General features: G+C 40.6%; 19 protein-coding genes. All 19 read right to left on the bottom strand.

From position 1 onward, the window contains the following. Nucleotides 1-134: 134 nt before the first annotated feature. Nucleotides 135-1,286: a phenylacetate--CoA ligase family protein gene (locus AC1Q59_RS05895; protein ID WP_492364865.1), complete on the bottom strand. Its 1,152-nt coding sequence runs from the start codon at nucleotides 1,284-1,286 to the stop codon at nucleotides 135-137. Further along, on the bottom strand, nucleotides 1,286-2,074 hold the full coding sequence (locus AC1Q59_RS05890; protein ID WP_492364864.1) for an ABC transporter ATP-binding protein: 789 nt from the start codon (nucleotides 2,072-2,074) through the stop codon (nucleotides 1,286-1,288). The genes AC1Q59_RS05895 and AC1Q59_RS05890 overlap by 1 nt, the downstream gene beginning before the upstream one ends. 161 nt (nucleotides 2,075-2,235) lie before the next feature. Then, on the bottom strand, nucleotides 2,236-3,483 hold the full coding sequence (locus AC1Q59_RS05885) for an ABC transporter substrate-binding protein (RefSeq protein ID WP_492364863.1): 1,248 nt from the start codon (nucleotides 3,481-3,483) through the stop codon (nucleotides 2,236-2,238). A 93-nt stretch (nucleotides 3,484-3,576) separates the two neighbouring features. Continuing rightward, nucleotides 3,577-4,638 carry a branched-chain amino acid ABC transporter permease gene (locus AC1Q59_RS05880; RefSeq protein WP_492364862.1) on the bottom strand — a complete coding sequence of 354 codons (1,062 nt, stop codon included), beginning with the start codon at nucleotides 4,636-4,638 and terminating at the stop codon, nucleotides 3,577-3,579. A gap of 4 nt (nucleotides 4,639-4,642) precedes the next feature. Further along, the gene (locus AC1Q59_RS05875) at nucleotides 4,643-5,527 is read right to left on the bottom strand and encodes a branched-chain amino acid ABC transporter permease (protein WP_492364861.1); all 885 of its coding nucleotides are present in this window, start codon (nucleotides 5,525-5,527) and stop codon (nucleotides 4,643-4,645) included. Next, a complete protein-coding gene (locus AC1Q59_RS05870) occupies nucleotides 5,527-7,443 on the bottom strand; it encodes an AMP-binding protein (protein ID WP_492364860.1) in 1,917 nt (638 codons plus the stop codon). Before AC1Q59_RS05870 ends, AC1Q59_RS05875 begins: the two co-directional genes overlap by 1 nt. A 63-nt stretch (nucleotides 7,444-7,506) precedes the next feature. Continuing rightward, nucleotides 7,507-8,277 (bottom strand): ABC transporter ATP-binding protein, encoded by a 771-nt coding sequence (locus AC1Q59_RS05865; RefSeq protein WP_492364859.1) that lies wholly within the window; start codon nucleotides 8,275-8,277, stop codon nucleotides 7,507-7,509. A 230-nt stretch (nucleotides 8,278-8,507) separates the two neighbouring features. Continuing rightward, nucleotides 8,508-9,788, bottom strand: a complete 1,281-nt coding sequence (locus AC1Q59_RS05860; RefSeq protein ID WP_492364858.1) for a TRAP transporter large permease — start codon at nucleotides 9,786-9,788, stop codon at nucleotides 8,508-8,510. Continuing rightward, nucleotides 9,785-10,291 carry a TRAP transporter small permease gene (locus AC1Q59_RS05855; RefSeq protein WP_492364857.1) on the bottom strand — a complete coding sequence of 169 codons (507 nt, stop codon included), beginning with the start codon at nucleotides 10,289-10,291 and terminating at the stop codon, nucleotides 9,785-9,787. Before AC1Q59_RS05855 ends, AC1Q59_RS05860 begins: the two co-directional genes overlap by 4 nt. An 89-nt stretch (nucleotides 10,292-10,380) precedes the next feature. Then, nucleotides 10,381-11,457: a TRAP transporter substrate-binding protein gene (locus AC1Q59_RS05850; RefSeq protein WP_492364884.1), complete on the bottom strand. Its 1,077-nt coding sequence runs from the start codon at nucleotides 11,455-11,457 to the stop codon at nucleotides 10,381-10,383. 105 nt (nucleotides 11,458-11,562) lie between these two features. Further along, the gene (locus AC1Q59_RS05845) at nucleotides 11,563-12,765 is read right to left on the bottom strand and encodes a CaiB/BaiF CoA transferase family protein (protein ID WP_492364856.1); all 1,203 of its coding nucleotides are present in this window, start codon (nucleotides 12,763-12,765) and stop codon (nucleotides 11,563-11,565) included. Between the two features lie 15 nt (nucleotides 12,766-12,780). Next, nucleotides 12,781-13,431 (bottom strand): GntR family transcriptional regulator, encoded by a 651-nt coding sequence (locus tag AC1Q59_RS05840; protein ID WP_492364855.1) that lies wholly within the window; start codon nucleotides 13,429-13,431, stop codon nucleotides 12,781-12,783. A 255-nt stretch (nucleotides 13,432-13,686) separates the two neighbouring features. Next, the gene (gene pssA, locus AC1Q59_RS05835; protein ID WP_492364854.1) at nucleotides 13,687-14,376 is read right to left on the bottom strand and encodes a CDP-diacylglycerol--serine O-phosphatidyltransferase; all 690 of its coding nucleotides are present in this window, start codon (nucleotides 14,374-14,376) and stop codon (nucleotides 13,687-13,689) included. A gap of 63 nt (nucleotides 14,377-14,439) precedes the next feature. Next, the gene (locus tag AC1Q59_RS05830) at nucleotides 14,440-15,528 is read right to left on the bottom strand and encodes a CaiB/BaiF CoA transferase family protein (RefSeq protein ID WP_492364853.1); all 1,089 of its coding nucleotides are present in this window, start codon (nucleotides 15,526-15,528) and stop codon (nucleotides 14,440-14,442) included. 125 nt (nucleotides 15,529-15,653) lie between these two features. Next, complete coding sequence (locus tag AC1Q59_RS05825; RefSeq protein WP_492364852.1) at nucleotides 15,654-16,175, bottom strand: RNA polymerase sigma factor; 522 nt, start codon at nucleotides 16,173-16,175, stop codon at nucleotides 15,654-15,656. Nucleotides 16,176-16,199: 24 nt separating this feature from the next. Further along, a complete protein-coding gene (locus AC1Q59_RS05820; protein WP_492364851.1) occupies nucleotides 16,200-18,155 on the bottom strand; it encodes a DUF6449 domain-containing protein in 1,956 nt (651 codons plus the stop codon). Continuing rightward, nucleotides 18,130-19,029 (bottom strand): ABC transporter ATP-binding protein, encoded by a 900-nt coding sequence (locus AC1Q59_RS05815; protein ID WP_492364850.1) that lies wholly within the window; start codon nucleotides 19,027-19,029, stop codon nucleotides 18,130-18,132. Before AC1Q59_RS05815 ends, AC1Q59_RS05820 begins: the two co-directional genes overlap by 26 nt. Beyond that, nucleotides 19,026-19,412 (bottom strand): GntR family transcriptional regulator, encoded by a 387-nt coding sequence (locus AC1Q59_RS05810; RefSeq protein WP_492364849.1) that lies wholly within the window; start codon nucleotides 19,410-19,412, stop codon nucleotides 19,026-19,028. Before AC1Q59_RS05810 ends, AC1Q59_RS05815 begins: the two co-directional genes overlap by 4 nt. Nucleotides 19,413-19,772: 360 nt before the next feature. After that, nucleotides 19,773-21,839, bottom strand: a complete 2,067-nt coding sequence (gene fdhF / locus AC1Q59_RS05805) for a formate dehydrogenase subunit alpha (protein ID WP_492364848.1) — start codon at nucleotides 21,837-21,839, stop codon at nucleotides 19,773-19,775. Nucleotides 21,840-21,978 lie beyond the last annotated feature (139 nt).

Here is a 21,978-nt window from a genome sequence, read left to right as displayed (position 1 = left end):
ACTAATGGTATTAGTTTAATTATAACTAATACCGTTAGTTTTGCAAGGGATATTATGGAAAAATTTTATAATTGACCATTTTCCACAGCTCATCTTACTGAAAAAGAGAAAACACGAGTACGATCCCGTGTTTTCTACCTCTTATCGATTAATCGCTTTCCTTCTGCACATAATGACCCTGGCTCCGCCCTTTTCAAAATTGGTTTAACCCGAATAACATCCTGAATTTTACTTACTAAAGCAGCTTCAAGCTCTTCTGCTGATTCTACCTGCAGAACAAAGTGATCTTGATTATTTTCCATTGTGACGATACCCTGGAACGCCGAATACCCTGATTGTTCAAGCACTTGTGCCAGCTGTTTTTCTCTAACGAACATGCCTTTGACCTTTACTCCGTCACTGACTCTTCCCAGGACACCTGCAATGCGCCTTCCTTCATATCCATCCACCCAGCGGGATAGGTCTCCTGTACCGAAGCGAATTAAAGGATACGTTTTATCAAAAAGGGTAACGACGACTTCGCCTTCACCAGATTCTGCTATCTTGCCCGAATGCGGATCACAGATTTGCACGATCGCACTGCTTGTCACTTTCAGACCAGGTCCTTCCTTATCCTCGAACGCCAAACAGCCGCAATCCGCTGTTCCATACCCTTCATATACAGCAATTCCATTATCTTCGCATCTTTTTCTCATCCCCGGTGTCAGCATTTCCGCGGTGAAAAAAACCTTCTCTACATAAATTTCTTTTCCAAATGTCCAGCCTTTTTCCTCAATCGCATCTAGTAAAATAGCAAAAAAGCTTGGCGTTCCTACATACCCGCTCACTCGAAGGTCTTTCATCACCTGAATCTGCAGCTCGCGATTTCCTGTACCTGCAGGAATTACGGTTGCCCCCAGCATCCTAAGGGCGGAATCAAACATAAACCCTGCAGGTGATAGATGATAGGAAAACGTATTTTGCACGATATCGTTCTCACTAAATCCAGCAGCCTTTAACGCTTCAGAAAAACGCCAAAAGTCCTTTTCATGCGTCTGAGGGTCATAAATAGGGCCAGGAGACATGAAGATTCGCGCCATTTCCCCTGAACATACTGTAGTTAAATGGCCAAATGGCGGGTGCAGACCTTGCAGCTCCGGCAGCTGATCCTTTTTTAAAACAGGGATTTTTTCCAGATCCTCCATTGTCTGAATATCATCAGGACTCAAAAAAGCTTTTTCCATATGCAGTCTGAATCCGTCCGCAAGATCATAGGCATGGCCAATGACCTCCCTCAATTTGTCCACTACAGCCACCTCTTCCTTCTTTTATATGATTTGATTTCCTTATAACTCTTGCGGCCTTTATCGCTCATGCCCAGGTAAAATTCTCTGACATCTTCATTAGCTAGCAATTTCTTGACTGGTCCGTCCATCACGATGCGCCCATTTTCCATGATATAGCCAAAGTCAGCAATAGAGAGTGCAATGTTAGCATTCTGTTCGACCACGAGAATCGTTGTTCCTTCCTCTTCATTGATTCTTTTTATAATCGCAAAGATTTCCTTAACCAGGAGCGGCGCCAGGCCTAAAGACGGTTCATCTAATAGAAGAACCTTCGGCTTAGCCATGATTCCCCTGCCAATCGCAAGCATCTGCTGTTCCCCGCCAGATAAATAGCCAGCCTGACGGTTCTTCAGCATTTCAAGCTTTGGAAAATAATTGTACACCTTTTGAAGATCACTCTTTAGATTCTTCCTGTCCTTGCGGGTATGCGCTCCAGCAATTAAGTTTTCCTCAACTGTCAAATGCTCAAATACACGCCTGCCCTCCATACATTGAAAAATTCCCTTTTTGACAATGGTTTCAGCATCATTCGTATCTATGCGCTCCCCATTAAATTCAATAAATCCATCGGTGACCTCGCCATCTTCACTTTTTAAAAGACCAGAAATTGCTTTCAATGTAGTTGTTTTCCCAGCCCCATTACTGCCGAGCAATGCAACGATTTTTCCTTGCGGGACCTCCATTGACATCCCTTTTAAGACAAGAATAACCTTGTCATACATAACTTCGACGTTATTAATCGTCAGCATCGGTTTCCCCCTCATCAAAACTAGTAAACTTTATAAGTTTTTTACGTATATCAGCCGAATTTTTCCATATATCCGCCAATTCCTGACTTCTATCCGCAAACTGCCTAAATACCATAACCCGTTTCAAAAAAGGGGCGTCAGCAACGAACGCCCCTCACCGATTAATAGCCAATATAATCTGTAAATACTGCAAACTTTCCATTTTCTACTTTAGCTAAGCGAATTTGATTCGTTCCTGCATGATTATCAGCAGAGAATGTAACCGGTGCTGCCAGTCCGCCCAGGTCTAGATTGCTTAATTTTTCAATTCCCCCGCGGATTCCCTCTCCTGAAGTCGGATCGTCAGCAAGCTTCATCGCTTCAATCATAATCTTGGCAGATACCCAGCCTTGAACAAACTTCTGGTCAATATCTTCTAATGTTTTTCCTTTGCCATCTAAATACGTTTTGATTTCTTCCAATCCAGGCAGATCCTCATATGGGAATGCATGCGTGATGACACCGATAAAGCCTTCTGCCGCATCACCAGCAACTGGAAGCAAGCCTTCACCTGCAGCCCAGTTCAAACCGATAAATTGCGTATCAATGCCAAGCTTCTTCGCATCCTTTAAGATCGTAGCTGTCGCACCCCATGTCTGCTGAATAATCGCATAGTCAGGATTTTTCTTCTCCATGTTTAACAATTGTGATGTGGCATCCAGTGCCTGTAAATCTACCACTTGTTCATCGACTACTTCAACACCCATTTCTGCTGCAAATTCTTTTGCGTCTTCAATTGGCGATTTACCAAACGCTGTATCATTATAGAGAAATGCTAAAGTTGGTGTTCCGCCCGTATGATTTTCCTTGATCCATTTAATAACCGATCTTGCCTGGTCAGAATAAGAGGCTGCTGCTAAGAAATTATATGGGCTTTCTTCAATGTTTTTTAAGTTCTCCGAGTAGGACGCGGAAATATATGGGAGTTTATCAGCAGCAATTTGCTGACGCAGTGCTTCTGTATCCCCTGTTCCCCATCCAAGAATCGCAGCAACTTTATCCTTTGATTTCAGTTTTTGATACATTTTTTGTGCTTCTGGAATCTTATATGCATAGTCATCGCCAATTAACTCCACATTGTAACCATTAATTTGCTCATCCTTAATGAATTCGAAAAATGCTTCTGCTCCTTCTGCATATGGTGTCCCAACATCCCCTGTACCTCCGGTAAGATCAAAGATTCCGCCAATTTTTATCGTCCCTTTTGCCTCACCGCCGGATTCACTGTCACCAGTGCTTTCTTTTTCACCAGAAGACCCGCTTGTACCTGAGTTTTCCTGCTGTCCAGAAGATTGACTGCCTCCAGAGCATGCCGCGAGCACACCAATTACTAACAATAACGCTGCGAAACTGGCCCAAATCTTTTTCATTTTTCTCCCCCTTATATTTGAAAAATTAATATTAATTATTGAAAATAATGACATGCATTACTTTCAACATTACCAAGGTATTAAACTATTTTTTCAATACGAAAATGGCCAAAGCCTAAAATAGTCTTTAATATTTTTCCAAATTTTCGCTAAGCCTTGAGGTTCATAGATGAGGAATAAAATAATGACGAGACCGAATATCACTTCTTTCATCCCCGCAAATAACTCGGATAAGCCTGGAAAATACCCGCTTAGGAACTCGACACCAGATCGGAGAAATACGGGAAGAAGGGTGATAAACACAGCGCCATAGATGGAGCCAAATACACTGCCGAGACCGCCAACAAGAATAATCGCCAAGTATTCAATAGATACAGTAATGCTATAAAGCTCTGGACTGACAATCATCGTATAGTGGCCAAGCAATGCACCGGCAATCCCGACAAAGAACGAGCTGACAATAAAAGCAAGTACCTTATATTTAAATAAATCAATGCCTATTACTTCTGCTGCAATATCACGGTCCCTGACAGCGATAAAGGCCCGGCCGACCCTTGAGCGAAATAGGTTTAAGGAAAATAGCGTTGTGATTATTAAAATGACAAACATCAAATAGAAATAGCTTCGCTCGCTATAAAAAACAAATCCGCCTACTTCCGGCCGAGAAAGTACCATCCCTGCCGTACCGCCTGTAAGCGAATCCCAGCGGGAAATGACAAATAGGATGATCACTTGTGCAGCAAGAGTAGCAATTGCCAAATAAAGACCTTTTAGTCTTAAAGACGGCAAACCGAATAATCCGCCTACAATAGCTGTAATAAGTCCTGCAATAGGCATCGCAATCCAAAAGCTTAGTCCCAGCTTTGCAGTAAGGATTGCTGAAGTATAGCCGCCGACACCCAGGAAGGCTCCAACCCCAATTGAAATTTGCCCGGTAAATCCTGTTAAAATATTTAGCCCGATGGCACCGATAGCAGCGATTCCACAAAGTGTTGCAAGCCCAATGATGTAATCGGAAGCAACGAGCGGAAAGATTGCAAGCAATGCGAGCAAAATAAGAACTCGCATTCTGACACGGGTAATTTTCCATATGGCCATATCTTGTTTATAATTGACATGGAATTCCCCGCAGTCCATGACGAATGGATTTCTCATCCGATTACACCCTTTCAATTTCTTTTTTGCCGAACAGACCGTAAGGCTTAAACATTAAAATGAACACCAGGATAACAAACGGCATGACTTCCTTTAAACCTCCTCCGACTAACGGGTCCAAATAACCGCCTGTCATGCTTTCAATTACTCCGATGATTAAACCGCCTAAGATGGCACCTGGAATACTGTCCAATCCCCCTAAAATCGCAACAGGAAGCACCTTTAGTCCAATAGCTGATAAGGAAGCATTAACCCCGTTTATATTTCCAAGCAATATCCCGCCGACCGCTGAAACAACAGCAGCAATTGCCCAAGCAACGGCAAAAATCGCTTTAACGCTTATCCCCATTGACAGTGCAGCCTGCTGATCATCTGCTGTCGCCCGCATAGCAATGCCAAGCTTTGAATACTTGAAAAAGACTGTAAAGATCACAAGCATAATCACGACAATCAACAATGACCATAAGTAAACCGGGGCCACAACGACCTCACCTAAACGCACAGGCGCTTCTGAAAAGATCTTCGGAAATACACGTGTTTCGTGTCCCCAAATAATATGAACTATTCCAGCTAATACGCTAGATAATCCAATCGTTGCCATAATCATGGATATGACCGGCTCACCAATAAATGGTCTTAACACAATTCTCTCAATGACAAAGCCAAGCACTGCACTAAATAATAAGGCAATGAAAAGCGCTGCGATGAAAGGAATATTGTAAGCAGTTATTAAGGTAAGACAGACATAGGTCCCGACAAGCAGGAACTCACCTTGGGCAAAGTTGATGGCATCACTGGATTTATAAATCAGCACAAACCCTAATGCAACTAAGGCATATACACTTCCAACCACAATGCCAGTGACAAGCATTTGCAAAAAAAACGCCATTAAGCAGCTCCCTCTCCTTCATCCATAAAGATCACCTGAAGTGTCGTGCGGATCGTTTGTTCCTTGCCATCGCGATACCGAATTTTACCTTCGACATTGATCCGCTCTTCTTCTGTATACAATCCATCAATAAGATCCTCGTACTTTTTGGCCACAAATTGCCTGCGGACCTTTTTCGTTCTTGTCAGCTCCTCATCATCTGCATCAAGTTCTTTATAAAGAAGGACGAATTTCTTCACACGTGCTTTTTCTGGAAGCGTCTGATTAATTTCGTTCACCTGCTTTTGAATCAGCATCAATACCTCCGGCTTTGAGGAAAGGTCGGTGTAGGTGGTGTAGCTTATTTGGTTTTTCTCTGCCCACCGTCCGACATTTTCCATATCAATATTGATCATGGCAACGACATATGGACGATTTTTTCCAATAGCAACCGCTTCTTGAATGTACGAACTGAACTTAAGCTTATTTTCTATAAATTGCGGGGAGAACATTTCTCCCGAATCGAGGCGGATCACATCCTTAATCCGGTCTATAACATACAAATGCCCCTTTTCATCTAATGAACCAGCATCACCAGTGCGCAGCCAGCCATTAACAATCGTTTCGCTGGTAGACTTTTCATTTTTGTAATAACCAAGACAGGTACTTGTGCTTTTAATGAGAATTTCTCCTTCATCAGAAATTTCCACCTCGGTGCCAGGCAAAGGTATCCCAACACTGTCCAGTTTAATATCTCCATCACGATGAACAATGGCAATACCGGACACTTCCGTCTGACCATAAATGCTTTTGACATTTACGCCGATACTATGGAAAAACTCAAACACATCTGGGCCTAATGGCGCTCCACCGGTATAGGCTCGCTTCATCTTTAAAAGGCCTAAATGGTCTCTGATTGCACTGAACATAAAATAATCGGCGAACTTATACATCATCCTTGTACCAAATGAGACCGGCTGATTTTGAAAATGGGCTTTAGCAACCTTTTCACCAATTGGTTTGCAAAGATGATAAATTTTCCTTTTCAGCCAGCCTGCATCTTGGATTTTCACTTGAAATTTTGAAAGCATATCTTCATATATTCGCGGCGGTGAAAACATCACTTGAGGTCCGATTTCTCTTAAATCTTGTAAGACTGTGGAAGGCTCTTCAGGGAAATTAATGGTTAACCCATTGTAAAATCCCATTGCCATTGACATCATTTGTTCTCCAATCCATGCCAGGGGTAAAAATGAAACGTATTCATCTTTTTCTGTTAGCGGATCTATGGCAGAAAGATTTTTTGCCATATCTAGAAGGTTTTTGTATGTGAGCATTGTTCCTTTTGGATTGCCTGTTGTACCTGATGTATAGGAAAAAATTGCTATATCATTTTCATTTCCTTGATTGACTTCCTGTAAAAAATATCCCTCATCTTCTTTATCAAATGTTTTTCCAAGTTCCTGTACATCCTTAAAGTAAAGTAAATCCTCATGCTTGTAATTCCTCATCCCTCGAGGATCGTAATAAATAATTTTCTTCACCTTTTCAATTTGATCCTTTATTTCAAAAAGCTTATCAACCTGTTCCTGGTCTTCAACAACAACGATCGAAGCATCACAATGATCAAGTATAAAGGCAATTTCGTTTGGCAGGGATTCCTGGTAGATCCCGACTGACACCCCGCCAAGAGATTGCGCAGCAAGCTCTGAAATGACCCACTCCGGGCGATTATCACCAAGAATAGCGAGTTTATCTCCCCGTTTAAATCCTAATTGTGATAATCCAAGACTAAGGAATTTCACCTCCTGCAAATATTCCTGATAGGTGATTTCGTTCCATATGCCGAAATCCTTTTCCCTTAAAGCAACATTTGACCCAGCCCTATTTGCCCACTCAATTAAGCTTTGAGGAAAGGTTTGGTTCGAGTTGGACATGCAATTGTCAGCCTCCCTTTAAATAATCCAGCACTTCTATCTGCAGGCGTTTCGATTTTTTGTTTATCCTGCATGCTCCTCACCCAAATAGGCTTCGATAACTTTTGGATTATTTTGAATTTCTCCTGGTGTGCCATAGCCAATAAGCTTGCCGAAATCAAGAACAGCAATATGATCAGATAAATCCATCACCACACCCATATCGTGTTCAATCAGAATTATTGTTGTTTTCATTTCTTCATGTATGTCAATGATATAGCGGGCCATGTCCTCTTTTTCCTCCGTATTCATACCTGCCATCGGCTCATCTAATAAGAGGATCTCAGGTTCTAGAGCAAGGGCTCTGCCTACCTCTACCCTTTTTTGCAGGCCGTAAGATAAGGTGCCTACCGGCAAATCTCGAATATGCTCGATTTCTAAAAAATCAATCACATATTCAACCTTTCTGCGATGCTCAACCTCTTCCTTTTGAGCTTTTCCCCAATAGATGCCGCCAGATAGGACGCCTGTTTTCATGCGCACATGCCGGCCGAGCATAAGATTATCCAAAACAGAAAGATGAGGAAACAGTTCAATATTTTGAAAGGCTCTTGCAATGCCCAGGCTTGCCCTTTTATGAGGCTTTAAATGGGTAATATTTTCCCCTTTAAATGAAATTGATCCAGAAGCAGGACGATATAAACCGCTGATACAATTTAGCATACTTGTTTTTCCAGCGCCGTTTGGACCAATCAAAGAAAAGATTTCTCCTTCCTGAACCTCATAGGAAACATTGTCCAGGGCAACAACCCCGCCAAAACGCAATGTAATATCCTTTATTTCTAAAATCCCCACCCAGATATCTCCTCCCAATTTTCATGTAATCGGTTACATTACATAATATTTTGAATATTAAATATATTCTTCGGGTATGACTTTTCTCCTTCTTGATATTATAAATAATATTAATAGAAATATAGGACTATACAATTACTATGCAGCTTGGATGAAATTTAATCCATGCCAGCTTAAAAAAGTACAAAACCGGCATCCAGATTAGGATTGCCGGCATTGTCTTACGGAAATTATTTAATGTTTCCAGTATTAGTCATGAATGTTACAATTTCTGGGAAAAACGCTAACAAAGCGATAAGCAAGACCATAATAATCGCATATGGATATACCCCTTTGACAATTTCCGACATCGAGCTTGTCTTGTCTACACCTTTAAGGACGAATAAATTCAGACCAACCGGCGGTGTAATCAGCGCTAATTCCATGTTGATCACCATGATAATTGCAAACCAAATTGGATCGAAGCCAAGTGCAGTAATAATTGGATACAATATTGGCACAGTAATAACGATAATTGAAACAGTCTCCAAGAAACATCCTAATACTAGCAAAACAATATTGATTAGGATAAAGATAACCCATGGCGATACATCCCACGTAGTAACCGCTTCAGTGATGTTTTGCGGAATTCTAAGAACTGTAAGGATAAAGCCAAGAAGCATTGCACCAACAATGATAAATAGAATCATGGCATTTGTTTGGACAGTTGACAGGATGATTTCCTTCAAGTTTTTCAGGGTTAAATTTCGGTAAGCCAAACCAGCTATTAAAAAGCTGATGACAACCCCAACCGCAGCCGCCTCTGTAGGGGTAAAAATACCAGAATAAATACCGCCAATGACAATCACTGGCAAAATTAATCCCCAAACAGCTTTCTTTGAAGCTTCCATTCTTTCAGCCCAAGTGGCTGGCTTATCTTTTATATGTCTCGCTTGCCATGAAGCAAACACCATAAATATTAATGTCAGCAAAACACCTGGAACAATACCTGCGATAAATAGTTTACCGACAGATTCACCAGTGATATTTCCATAAATGATCATTGGAACACTTGGAGGGATAAGGATTCCAAGGGTACCGCCAGCAGCAACAAGTCCAAGTACATATTTTTTAGGATAGCCGCGTTTAACCATTTCTGGAATAGCAACAGAACCAACAGTTATGGCAGTCGCGACACTAGATCCAGATATAGCAGCAAAAATTGCGCAGCAGAAAATGGTTCCAATCGCAAGTCCGCCAGGCAAATGCCTAAACCATTTACTAGCCATTTCATAAAGGTCTTTTCCGACACCGCAAACGAGCAATATCTGACTCATTAAGACATACATCGGCAAAGCCGTCAACTCAAAAGAATCTAGCGCTTTATAGGATATAATTGGTATTTGGTTAAATGCAATAGTTCCGCCATTAAAAAAATACATTCCTCCAATACACAATAATCCAAGTGTAAAGGCAACAGGCAAACCAATTAAGAGGAGAGTACCCATACCGCCGAGAAAGAATAGATTCATGATTGTGTCTCCCCTTTCTTGCTAAAGCAATCAATGATTTGCAGGACGAAGGCAAGTGATAATACCAAACCGCCTATCGGAAGAAGCAGCTCAGGCAAATACATTGGAACCCTTAATAAGGAAGATGAGGTAATACCCAAAGCATAGGTTCCTTGCACATGATGAATGCCATACCAAGTAAAAATCACACTAAATAGCAAACCTAATAAATTTGAAATAATAGATAAAACATTTTGTACCCTTGGCGGAACAGCATTGGTCAAAAGGTCAACTGTAATATGTGAAAATGTTCTTAAAGCATATCCCGCACCAATAAAACAGCTGCCAATAACCGCATAAATGGATAGTTCGGTTGCAAAAATCGTCGGTTTATTAAAGAATGAACGTGAAACAACTTCATAAAAAGTCATACCCGTTGCAATTAAAACGAAAATACCGGAAATGATGCCCCCAAAACTAATGACTTTATCAACACTTCTATATAATAATTTAAGAAAACTCATGTTTGCCTCCACTCTATGTAGTCCATCTCATTATGTAGTGAATCACCTGGTGGGAAGAGGCCCCCGCCAGGTGATTGGTCATTTATCTATTACTTATTCATACTTTCTGCGATATCAAGAAGCTCTTTGCCAAGATCTCCTGCTTGTTTAAGGTATACATCGTATACAGGGGCTGCAGCTTCTTTCCATTCTCCAAGCTCTTCTTCAGGAACATAGTAAACTTCCATTCCTAATTTTTCTAGTTCTTTAGCTGTTCTAGCATCTTCTTCCTCAGCTTTTTGACGAATCCAAGTTTCAGTTTCAGCAGCCGTTTCTTCAATAAGCTTTTGAGTTTTCTCAGGAAGATTATCCCAGAATGGCTTGTTCACTGCTAATAAAAATTCAAGGTATGCATAGTTATTAACCGTTAAATATTTAACCACTTCATTATATTTTCTTTGAAGCATCGCTGTAGTACCTGAAGTTGCACCATCAACGGTATCACGCTGTAAAGCCATGTAAACTTCTCCGCCGCCCATAAATACAGGGGAGGCGCCATAAGCCTTAATCAATTCTGATGGGATATCACCGATACTTCTAATCTTTAAACCTTCGAAATCAGCTGGTGATTTTAGAGGTCTTTTGTTGTTAGCGAATTGAACATAACCATAGTCTGCAAACATTAATACTTTGGCACCTTTTTCTTCCATTGCCGTCTTTAACTTATTACCCATTTCACCAGCAAGGGCTTGTCCAGTTACTTCATAGTTTGGAAAAACATATGGTACGTCAAAAATACCCATTGCAGGGACAGTTGACGCCCATAGTGTAGAAGAGTTCACACCCATTTCTACTCCGCCTGTTAAAATAGACTGGTTCATTTCTTTATCGCTTAAAAGCTGGCCAGCCGGATACACTTGAACTTTAACTTTGCCGCCTGATTTTTCTGTTACTTGTTTAGCAAATTCTTCAATACCAATAGAGATATGGTGGTCTTGAGGTAAATTGTATGCTAAGCGGATCGTTGCCTCTTCGTATTCATCACTGCTAGCTTGATCAGAACTTCCTTCATTTGTGGATGCAGGCTCTGCAGGTTCCTTGGCAGCTTGTCCGCCTCCGCATGCTGCTAATATGCCCATTAAAAGAATAATGGCTAAAAAGCTGCTTGTTATTTTCTTCATTTTAATCCCCCTTAAATTGTTGGTTCACTCTTGTGAAGTGTAATTTTTATATATTAGATGCTGCTAAAAGCAGCAAGACTAATAGAAATATAGAAATCTTTCGACATTTCTTCAGATAATGCCTGTATCTTTTAAGGCAGCTATTTTTTCTGGCGCCATTTTTATAAGCTTTTCATAAATTTCCTCATTATGTTCGCCTAATGAAGGACCAACCCATTTCAGCTGGCCAGGTGTTTCTGATAGTTTAGGAACAATGCCCGGCGATAAGACCTCCTTGCCATCCGGCAAAACAACAGGTTCCAGCATGCCCCTAGCCTTGTATTGCTCATCCTCAACTATGTCTTCAATACTGTAAATTGGTCCAACTGGAACAGCAGCTTCATCTAATAGCTTTTGAGCTTCTTTTAATGTACGCTGTTTGGTCCAGCTTTCAATCACTTCATCGATAAGGTCTGAGTGATCAGCACGCCCTTGATTATCAGACAGCTTGGGATCATTGGCTAAATCCTCTCGGCCGATTGCTCTCATCAGCCGTTTAAAAATGCTGTCTCCGTTCGCTCCAATGACTAGGTATTTCCCATCCCCGCATACATAGGTGTTAGAGGGTGCAATCCCCGGCAAAGTACTTCCTGTTCTTTCACGGATGATGCCTTTCAAATCATATTCAGGAAGAATTCCCTCCATGAGACTGAAGACTGCCTCGTATAAAGCAACATCAATCAATTGACCTTTTCTGTCTGGGTCATGATCACGGGCTCTAATCGCCATGATGGTTCCGATAACAGCGTACAAGCCTGCGATGATATCACCTATCGCAATCCCTACCCTTACTGGAGGCCTGTCAGGATATCCCGTTAGATAGCGTAATCCTGCATAAGCTTCTGCAACACTGCCAAATCCAGGCTTTTGACTGTATGGTCCAGTTTGTCCATATCCAGAAATTCTTGTCATAATCAGGCTTGGGTTGATTGCTTTTAAATGCTCATAGCCAATTCCCCATTTTTCCAATGTTCCAGGACGAAAGTTTTCCAATACTACATCCACTTCGTTAGCAAGCTTTTTGACAATTTCCTGGCCGTCCTCATCACGCAAATTAATCGTAATAGACTTTTTATTTCTGGACTGGATATACCACCAAACGGAATTTTCACCATGCATAACTCGCCACTTCCTCAGCGGGTCGCCATTTTTAGGTTCTTCCACCTTTATAACCTCAGCACCAAATTCAGCAAATATTTTACCTGCAAACGGCGCCGCGACTAGATTGCCTAATTCCAATATTCTGACTCCATCCAGCGGCATTTTCTTTGTCATGTCTGCATCCTCCTCTCATGTTTGAATGGTCTTTAGGTATAGCTGATAATCTGCTTCAAGATGCTTTTTCATACTTTTTTCTGCCTTTTTTGTATCGTTTTCCTTCACCGCTTGAAAAATATCGTAATGGTCCCTGACTACTGTATCCTTGCGCAGCGGATCAATTTCTAAAATGCTGCTCCTGTAAAAGCTTATAACCCCTCTTAATTCAGTAATCATCTTGATTAAAAAAGGATTACTCGATGCTTCTACAATAATTTGATGAAAGCTTTGATTTAGTTCATGTATCATCTTCCGATCATGATCATTTAGCCCCATTGCTGTTTTATGTAAAATAATTTCCATATCTTCAATTTGCTGCTGTGTTCTCCTCTGGGCAGCGTATTTTGCCGCTAATGGTTCGAGGTGAAACCGGCATTCAAATAGGTACTGATAGTCTTGTATAGTAGGATTGAAAACAGTAACCCCGCCTAAAGGCTGAACAGAAACAAGTCCATCTTTTTCTAAGCGGCGGATAGCTTCCCGGACTGGACTTCGGCTTACCCCAAGTTCTTCTGCTATCTTTTCTTCTATTAATCTTTGACCTGGCTCAATCCCTCCTGAGATGATTTGGTCTCGTAAATACTCATATACCTGATCAAGCAGCGTATTTCTTCTCTTAATCATTTTTGAATATACACCTCTTCGTCGACGGTATACGGTATACAGTCATAAAAATATATTAATAAGACTAATACGAATATTGATATTAGTCAATAACCTAATTTTCTGTTTTTTCGAATTTTGTCACTTCGTTTAATTTGTTGTTATTTCAATATAGAGAAATCACAAGAGAGTATAGGGGAACATCCATTGTTTTCCGTGTAACTCGAGGAATTTTTATTATTTAAATATAAAAAAAGAGAGTGCGAGCTTTGTCGTCTACTCTCTTTTGCTTTTCTTTACAAATCGGTATGCCAAATAAGCAACATAAAGCGGGGCTGCTATATAAATTAAATACGGAAACTGTCCCTTTGTTCCTTTTACATAAATAAGATAAACCAAACAGCCTAAAAAAATCGTCACAATTGTACCGTATTTTGGAAGTGGTACTTCTTTTAAACTCGGAATTCTAATTTTGCTTACCATTAGAAAACATAATGCGGTAAAAACAACACTTGTAAAAAGGTGTGGAATCTTATCACCAAAAAGCGTCAAAATCGCCAGGATTCCCCCGGCTGCCGTAATTGGTACACCAACAAAATAATGCAAAGATGTTTTATTAGTGCTGATGTTAAACCTAGCTAGCCTGAATGCGCCAAATAGCGGGAACAAGCCTGCAATCCCTAATCCTAACAGGCCGAATTGAAAAAAATATGTATAGTAAACTAAAAACGACGGTGCAACCCCAAACGTAACAATATCGGCAAGGGAGTCCAGTTCTTTCCCTAGGGAACTGTCCACATTCAGCATCCTTGCTAATCTGCCATCCATGCTATCAAGCATCATACCGATTAAAATTAGTATCGCTGCATTTTTATATTCACCATTCGCAGCAAAACCAATAGATAAAAAACCACAATACAAATTTCCCAATGTAAACCCATTAGGAATCATTTTAGCTATTCGCAAGAAACTCTCTCCTATTTATATCAAAGAATAAGATGCATAATTTATAGTACCCTTTCATTTTTCTTATTTCAAGATTTCTTTTGTGTGTTCGCCTAAAAACGGTACTTCTCGAATTTCACTCGCACCGCTTCCTGCTATTTTTACTTGAATTTCTCCATTGCACTTTTTATTAATCAATCCTCTCTCCTTGTAAAAAGGATAATCAGCAAGCTCATCTGGTTCTAAGACAGGGGCCATGCAGCAGTCGACTTTTTGGCTGAATTCTATCCACTGATTAAATGTGCGGCTTTTAAATAGTTCATTTATTTGCTTGTAAATCTTGTTGTTTTTCTCTGTTATTGAAAACTGCTGATCGATCCATTCTTTCCGGTCCACCGCCTCACAAAAATTTCTCCAGAACCCTTTTTCAAGAGCACCAAGGGTGATATACCGCTGATCTTTTGTTTCATAAATAGCATAACATACACACCTGCCATTTAATTCGCTCAGGCCATCTGGAGCCCCAGTTTCACCTTTAATTAACATGTGGCTCCCCATCATGGAAACCATCACTTCAGGTATCGAGATGCACTGATAACTCCCTATTCCTGTCCTCCATTTAGAAATAAGTCCTGCCAGAACAGCTTCGTTTGCTGCTAGTCCGCCAATGTAGTCAGCAAATTGAAAGGTTGGATGGACTGGCTTTCCAGCAGAATCCTTTATTTGGGCAAGAATACCGCTCATACCCATGTAATTCAAATCATGGCTTCCAAGTCGGCTTAAGGAGCCAGATTCGCCAAACCCTGTAATGGAACAGTAGACAAGATCCTCTTTATACTTAACAACGCTAGCATAATCAAGACCGAGCCTTTTCATGACACCTGGACGAAAGCTTTCAATGACCGCATCCGCAGACGCGATTAATCGTTCAGCAGTTTCCCGTCCCTCTTTTTCCTTTAGATTTAAGACCACACTTTTCTTCTTGCGATTGTAGGCAAGAAATAGTGTGCCCGTTCCATTCACTTTTACCCCTAATTCTCTCGCCGGATCTCCTTTAACAGATTCAATCTTAATGACTTCTGCCCCCATGTCCGCTAATCTCATTGTCGCATAGGGTCCAGGCAGATAATTCGTGAAATCAATTATACGCACTCCTTCTAACAAGGCAAGCATCCTTTCCTAATTCAAACTTTTGTACATTATATTCCCAGCGCAGAATCAAATACCTTTAAAATAGTCATAGAGTTCCTACTTGAATAAAAAAAGGCCCCTCCACTATTGGAAGGGCCATCCATTTATTAAGCTAATCCTTGTTCCACAAAAGCTTCCTTCAGCTGCTTTCTTACACGGTATATCCTTGTTTTTACCGTATTTTGATTTATTTTTAACTGTTCGGCAATTTCTTTCTCCTTTAAACCATGCTTAATTTTGAGAAGAAACACCTTTTTTTGGTCAGAGGAGAGAGTGCCAATGAAGTCCCCGATTTTTTCGTTCAGCAGATTCATCTCTACTTCCTGTTCAACATTTTGATCCATCTTTATTGCAGTATTTTCAATATCAGCAAGCATGGCACTCCGCTCGTTTATTTTCTTTTCTTTCCTGATAAAATCAATTGCTGTTCTTGTCGCAATCGCACTCAGCCATGCCCCAAGCTTCTCCTCATCTTCCACCATATCCATTTTCAAGTAGGCCTTGATGAACGTTTCCTGAACAACATCCTGGGCTAAGTAATGGTCCCTTGTTATACAATAGGCCACACGGAATAAGCGATTATTATATGTTTCGCATATTTTTCTCATATCCTTCGAACAGGTATCCACACTCTTTCCCCTCCTCTCGTATGATCATTTTTGAAAGTATGTTTTGGCAAAATCAGGAACATACTCTTCATCAAAGCTTTTAATATCAGTTGAACCATCCATGTATTGATAGGCAATAACATACTTTTCATCGAAATATCCTAGATCATTTTCAAGGCACTCTTTCAATTTTTCCTTATCTGTTACTTTAAGTGCATTCACATTCTTCTTCATTTCCTCAAATAAATCCTCATAGGAAAATCCCTGTGATAAATTTGAGCTTAGCAGGTCCTGTCTGACAATATAAGCAACGGAAACATCGGATGGATGAATCTTTGCATCATTAAGCAGACCTTTTTCTTCAAGCCATTCTTCAAATTTCATATAGGTTACAGGCCACTCCATATGAATCATATTTTCTTCTGAGCCTGTTCTGAATTCGATATAGGCGTTCGGTTCCCGGCGGTCAACCATCTCCTCATATGAAGCCTGGTTAATCTCATTTCTTAAGACTTTCACGGCATCCTGTATATCAGATTGGTTGATAATAACCGCCTTTTTATTAGCAGGTCCGCTAGGATGGATCGTAATCTTTTCAATTTGTTCAGCATTAATTTGAAAGATTTGATTAGACACTCTCTTATATTCAGCAGATTCGTAGATCATCTTGTAGTACTGGGAAAACTTTGCTTTCTCGATTTGGTAGTGCCGCACTAGCCTTTTGCCGTTCTTTAATTCATAAACGAAAAATGCTTGATCTTTCCCACTTTTTTCTGTTACCGTTTTATTTTTAACAATATCATGATGCAGCATTGTTACTAGATCAATATTTTCTGGCTCCTTCAGATAAAATGGCTTTTCTTCTGTGTCCATATAGCGATAATAACCATCACTAAAATGAACCGCTTCAACTTCTCTGGCCATTGGGATATTATTTTCGTAGCGCAAAAAGTCAAATTGGAAGAGCACGACCAGCAATGCCATTAAACATGCATATATAAGTAAGCCTTTTACATGAATAACAATTCTCCACGACTTTTGCAGCACCATTTCTGCAATAAAATAACCTAACAGTGCGCCAAAAAGATAGCCTGCATACACCCAAACCAGGTCTGTTTCCATTCTTCCTAAATACAAACCTCCAAAAAGCATAAAACAAAAAGTTACACCATATTTGAAGATAGGCTTCAAGAACGGAAAAATGAGTGCCTGCGAGACTGCTTCCAGCTTTCTATGTTTATAAACCAATAAAGAAGCTGGGAATAATAGAATTGTAAGCACAATATAAATATATATTTCAGCCTGGGTAATCATCCTTTGATTTAAGAAAGATAAGGCTACTAAAGGAGAAAAAGATTCCAACCCGCCCGCTGTCACATATTCATCGGGAAAACCATAAAGGTAAAAAGGCAAATTAAAAGCTAGCAAAATCAGCAAACCAGCAGGGAGCAGCAAGACAATATAGGCAAGAACCGCCTGCACGGCCGACAGACCTGTCAGCATTCCGATAAATACGCCAGCCATATAGATTAGCAGATTAAATAGAATTATTGTTCCCATCCATTTCCAGATGGCTGTGGCCGCAAAGAAATCTGCTAAGCCCAGAGGCTGGTAGAGCAGGAAAATAATTAAACCATTAAGCACCACCGGAAAAATAAGCAGCATACAGCCTGATAAACTGAAATGATAAAATATTCTTTCCCTTTTTATCGGCAGGCTATGGATAAAATCACTGTAAGACCGCACCTGCAGGAAGCGGAAAACAAATACAGCTGAAATCACTGGTATGGCCAGTCCTAAAATGGTTTGAATCTCCGCGTTAAAATCAAAAAGACTTTTAATTTGGACATATTTTCGATATTGTTCTGAAGATAGGGTCATTATCATTTCCAAAGGCACTGTAATAAACAGACCGAGAAAATAAATAATGGATACCCAGCCTGCGCTCCTTGTGATTGTTTTCCCTATTTCTTTGTTAACCAAGGATATTTTCGACCGCATAGCCAACATCCCCCATTTCATAAATAAAGATTTCTTCTAGTGTTAGCGGCAGGATATCGAATATGATTGGCTCATGCTTTTCTATTTGTCTAGTAATCACCGTTTCATTACCTTTGGCAATCAAAAGCATTATACTTCCCCGTATTTCTTTATGAAGAACCTTCATATGATGATAGATTGTTTCAGGAATCGGCCCTTTAAAGGCCAGCTGAATTTTATGTGTATCTGATTTCAAATCATCCAGTTCCTTTTCAATCATCATTTTGCCTTTATGCATAATGCCAATATGATCGCATAGATCCTCGACTTCCCTAAGATTATGAGAGGAAATTAAAACCGTCATTTCTCTTTCGGCAACATCTTCTATAATAAGGCCCTTGATTTTTTTCCTCATCACCGGATCAAGCCCATCTAACGGCTCATCTAGAATGAATACTTCTGGATGTGCAGAAAGGCCAAGAACAAAGGCAGCCTGCCTTTGGATTCCTTTAGAGAATTTATGAATCTTCTTATGTATATCTAAATCAAATGAAGCAGCAAGCTCTACAAAACGATCATTATCCCAATGTGCATAGATATTTTCATAGAATTGTGCCATCTGCTTAATAGAGTATTGGGGAATAAAAAAAGGAATATCCTGGATAAAGAAAACTCTATTTTTGATATCCGGATTTTCATACACGTTCTGCTCGTCAATCAAAATTGACCCTTCATCCTGTATATAAATCCCTGCCAGCAGCTTGAGCAATGTCGTTTTACCAGCACCGTTCGATCCGAGCAGCCCATAAATAGACCCTCTATTAACCTCAATGCTTACGTTTTCTACTGCCTCAAAGTCCTCAAATGATTTACGCACATGACTGATTTTGATCATTTTTCATCCCCTCCTCCAATAGAAGCTTCTAAATCCTTAATAATGTGGTATAGATCGTCTGCCGTCATTCCCAAATACATCGCTTCAGAGATCAATTTGATAAGCTCATCCTTGACCTGTTTAAGCTTTTCCTGATTCGGTTTAGGACTTGCTGGACTGACATAGCTCCCTTTTCCTTTAATCGAATATATGTATCCTTGATTCTCTAGCTCCCGATAAGCTTTTTGAATCGTATTTGGATTGATTGTCAGCTGTTGAGCCAGTGTTCTCACGGATGGCAGCTGTTCATCTGGTTTTAGTATTTCTGTTATTATCAGCTCTTTAAGCCGCTCGACTAATTGTTCATATATGGGCTTACGGCTTCTCACATCCAGCTCAAACATACTGTGACACTCCTAACTGTATGTAGTGTACTACGATACATAGTACAGTTAATACAGATAGAATTATATTATAAGCGTATAAAAAATGGAAGAGGTTTTTTGGTAATTTTTTTATTGCTCTGTTAAATTTGGCCGTTGATTTGTCCAGCTGCGGCTCCTAACTTCTCGGCCGTTTCGATCCATCCCTACAAATCCAAAACCAGGATTTGCAAGGCTGGCTCTCCAACGTCTGTCGAAGTTGAACAGTCGCCTACACTTTTCTAATTTTCCGCTCCAATCAAATTAGAAATATATCCATAATGAGGTTTAATCTGTAAAAAATTAAAAGGAAGATGACTATTTTGTCACCTTCCCTTTTTATCATCGGCTCAGCCGTTTAATATTTACTGCACATGCTTTAAATTCGGCTGTGCCGGAAATTGGGTCAAATTCATTGATTGTCAGCACGTTTGTCGGCACCTCGCTAAAGTGGAAGCTCATAAAGATCAATCCTGGTGCTACCTGTTCAGTTACCTTTGCCTTCACTTGAACACTGCCCCGTCTAGAGCTGACTTCTATTAGATCGCCGGTTTCAATTCCTAATTTCCCCGCATCATCTGGATGGATATCAGCACTTTCTTCCGTCTGCTTTAATTTTACCCCAGCAGCATAGTAACGGGTTTGTGTATGGGTATTATAAGATTCTAGCCGCCTCCCGGTCGTCAATGTATAAGGATACTCCTCATCCGGCATTTCAATCGGATCTGTGTAGTCTACTGGCACAAACATCGATTGTCTGATATTCTCCATTTTTTCTTCGTGAAATCTAGTATGAAGAATGGCAGTTCCAGGATGGGATTCTTCTGGACATGGGTACTGCAGGCTGTAGAACTTATCAAGTCTTTCATATGACATGCCCCCATACATTTCCCATGCAAGTGTCCGAAGTTCATCCCATATTTCTTCACTGCTTGAATAGTTCATGGGATAACCCATCCGAGTTGCAAGCTCGCAAAGAATTTCCCAGTCGTCCTTTGTTTGATAATGGGCATTAACTGCTTTCCTGACACGCTGAATTCTGCGGTCTGTGTTTGTGTATGTCCCTTCCACTTCTCCCCATGACCTCGCTGGCAAAACAACATCTGCCAGCTTTGCCGTCTCTGTGAGAAAAATATCCTGGACAACTAATAAATCAAGCTTTTCGAGCAGTTTTTTTGTGTGATTTAAATGAACATCTGCCATCAGCGGGTTTTCTCCGATACAATAAAGCGCTTTCACTTTTCCGGATTCCATTCTTTCAAACGCCCTTGTCTGCGTATCTCCGGCAATTGGGTTGATGTCAATGTTCCAGGCTTTTTCGAAACGGCCCCGGTATTCAGCATTAGTTATGCTGACACCTCCCGGCAGCTGGTTCGGCAAGCACCCCATATCTCCGGCACCCTGAACATTATTCTGACCTCGCAATGGCATAATGCCGCTGCCTTCTTTCCCAATATGACCAGTGAGCAATGCAAGATTCGCAATATCAAATACATTATTTACACCGCAGTGATGCTCAGTAATGCCCAGTGTATAGGCAATCATGGCTTTGCCTGCATTCGCGTATTCCCTTGCTGTATCAGCTATTGCTTGAGCCGAAACCCCGCATATTTTTTCTGCATATTCAGGTGTGTACATTTTTACCTGTTCCTTTAATGTATCAAAACCAGCTGTACATTCATTAATAAAAGCTGGATGGTATAGCTCTTCATTGATTATGACATGAATTAGCGCGTTCATTAAGGCAATATCTGTTCCCACACGGATTTGCAAATGCCGATGGGCACGCTTGACCATATCAATTTTTCTTGGATCAATAACAATGATTTTCAAACCGTTTTTCACTGCTTTTTTTATGCGATTAGCAATGATTGGATGGGCTTCTGTTGTATTAGAACCCATTAAAAGCAGCACTTCAGCCTGTTCAAAGTCCTCCAGCGAGTTTGTAGGAAACCCGCTGCCAAACACAGTTGCCAGACCGGCAACACTTGGTGCGTGTCATGTTCGGTTGCATCCGTCGATATTATTGCTTCCAATGACCGTACGCATGAACTTTTGCGTCACATAGTTTACTTCATTTGTGCTTCTGGCCGTAGCAAACATCGTGATGGCATCCGGGCCAAAGTTTGATTTGATCTTTTTTAAGTTTTCTGCGATAAATTCGTAAGCCTCTTCCCATGTCGCTTCCACAAGCTCCCCAGCCTTGCGGATTAGCGGTGACGTTAGCCGGCTTTTTGCGTGGACATACTCATAGGCAAATGAACCTTTTACACAGGTTTGTCCCTTGTTGACAGGTGCATCCTTATCCCCCCGGATTTTGACAATTCGATTGTCCTGTACATCAAGAACAAGCCCGCAGCCAGTGCCGCAGTAGCCGCAAACAGTTTTTATCTTCGCAGCCTCTCCCATTCTTCAACCTCCCATTATATAAATTTATAAAACCATCCCCCTATTTTGAATACCCCTTATCTATCGGAATATTCAAAATATACCTATATTATACAATACGAAATAGCCAATTTAATAGGGAATTACAAAAGAAAAAGCC

This window comes from Cytobacillus sp. MT66 (assembly GCF_058792595.1).
This window is presented reverse-complemented; position numbering and strand designations above follow the sequence as displayed.

Bases quoted from the DNA above. Each gene is read 5' to 3' on its own strand.
- AC1Q59_RS05810 (WP_492364849.1), bottom strand. From the start codon at position 19,412: ATGTTTGAGCTGGATGTGAGAAGCCGTAAGCCCATATATGAACAATTA.
- AC1Q59_RS05855 (WP_492364857.1), bottom strand. From the start codon at position 10,291: ATGAGTTTTCTTAAATTATTATATAGAAGTGTTGATAAAGTCATTAGT.
- AC1Q59_RS05880 (WP_492364862.1), bottom strand. From the start codon at position 4,638: ATGAGAAATCCATTCGTCATGGACTGCGGGGAATTCCATGTCAATTAT.
- AC1Q59_RS05875 (WP_492364861.1), bottom strand. From the start codon at position 5,527: ATGGCGTTTTTTTTGCAAATGCTTGTCACTGGCATTGTGGTTGGAAGT.
- AC1Q59_RS05815 (WP_492364850.1), bottom strand. From the start codon at position 19,029: ATGATCAAAATCAGTCATGTGCGTAAATCATTTGAGGACTTTGAGGCA.
- AC1Q59_RS05845 (WP_492364856.1), bottom strand. From the start codon at position 12,765: ATGACAAAGAAAATGCCGCTGGATGGAGTCAGAATATTGGAATTAGGC.
- AC1Q59_RS05830 (WP_492364853.1), bottom strand. From the start codon at position 15,528: ATGCTTGCCTTGTTAGAAGGAGTGCGTATAATTGATTTCACGAATTAT.
- AC1Q59_RS05890 (WP_492364864.1), bottom strand. From the start codon at position 2,074: ATGCTGACGATTAATAACGTCGAAGTTATGTATGACAAGGTTATTCTT.
- AC1Q59_RS05860 (WP_492364858.1), bottom strand. From the start codon at position 9,788: ATGAATCTATTCTTTCTCGGCGGTATGGGTACTCTCCTCTTAATTGGT.
- AC1Q59_RS05820 (WP_492364851.1), bottom strand. From the start codon at position 18,155: ATGCGGTCGAAAATATCCTTGGTTAACAAAGAAATAGGGAAAACAATC.
- AC1Q59_RS05885 (WP_492364863.1), bottom strand. From the start codon at position 3,483: ATGAAAAAGATTTGGGCCAGTTTCGCAGCGTTATTGTTAGTAATTGGT.
- AC1Q59_RS05870 (WP_492364860.1), bottom strand. From the start codon at position 7,443: ATGTCCAACTCGAACCAAACCTTTCCTCAAAGCTTAATTGAGTGGGCA.
- AC1Q59_RS05840 (WP_492364855.1), bottom strand. From the start codon at position 13,431: ATGATTAAGAGAAGAAATACGCTGCTTGATCAGGTATATGAGTATTTA.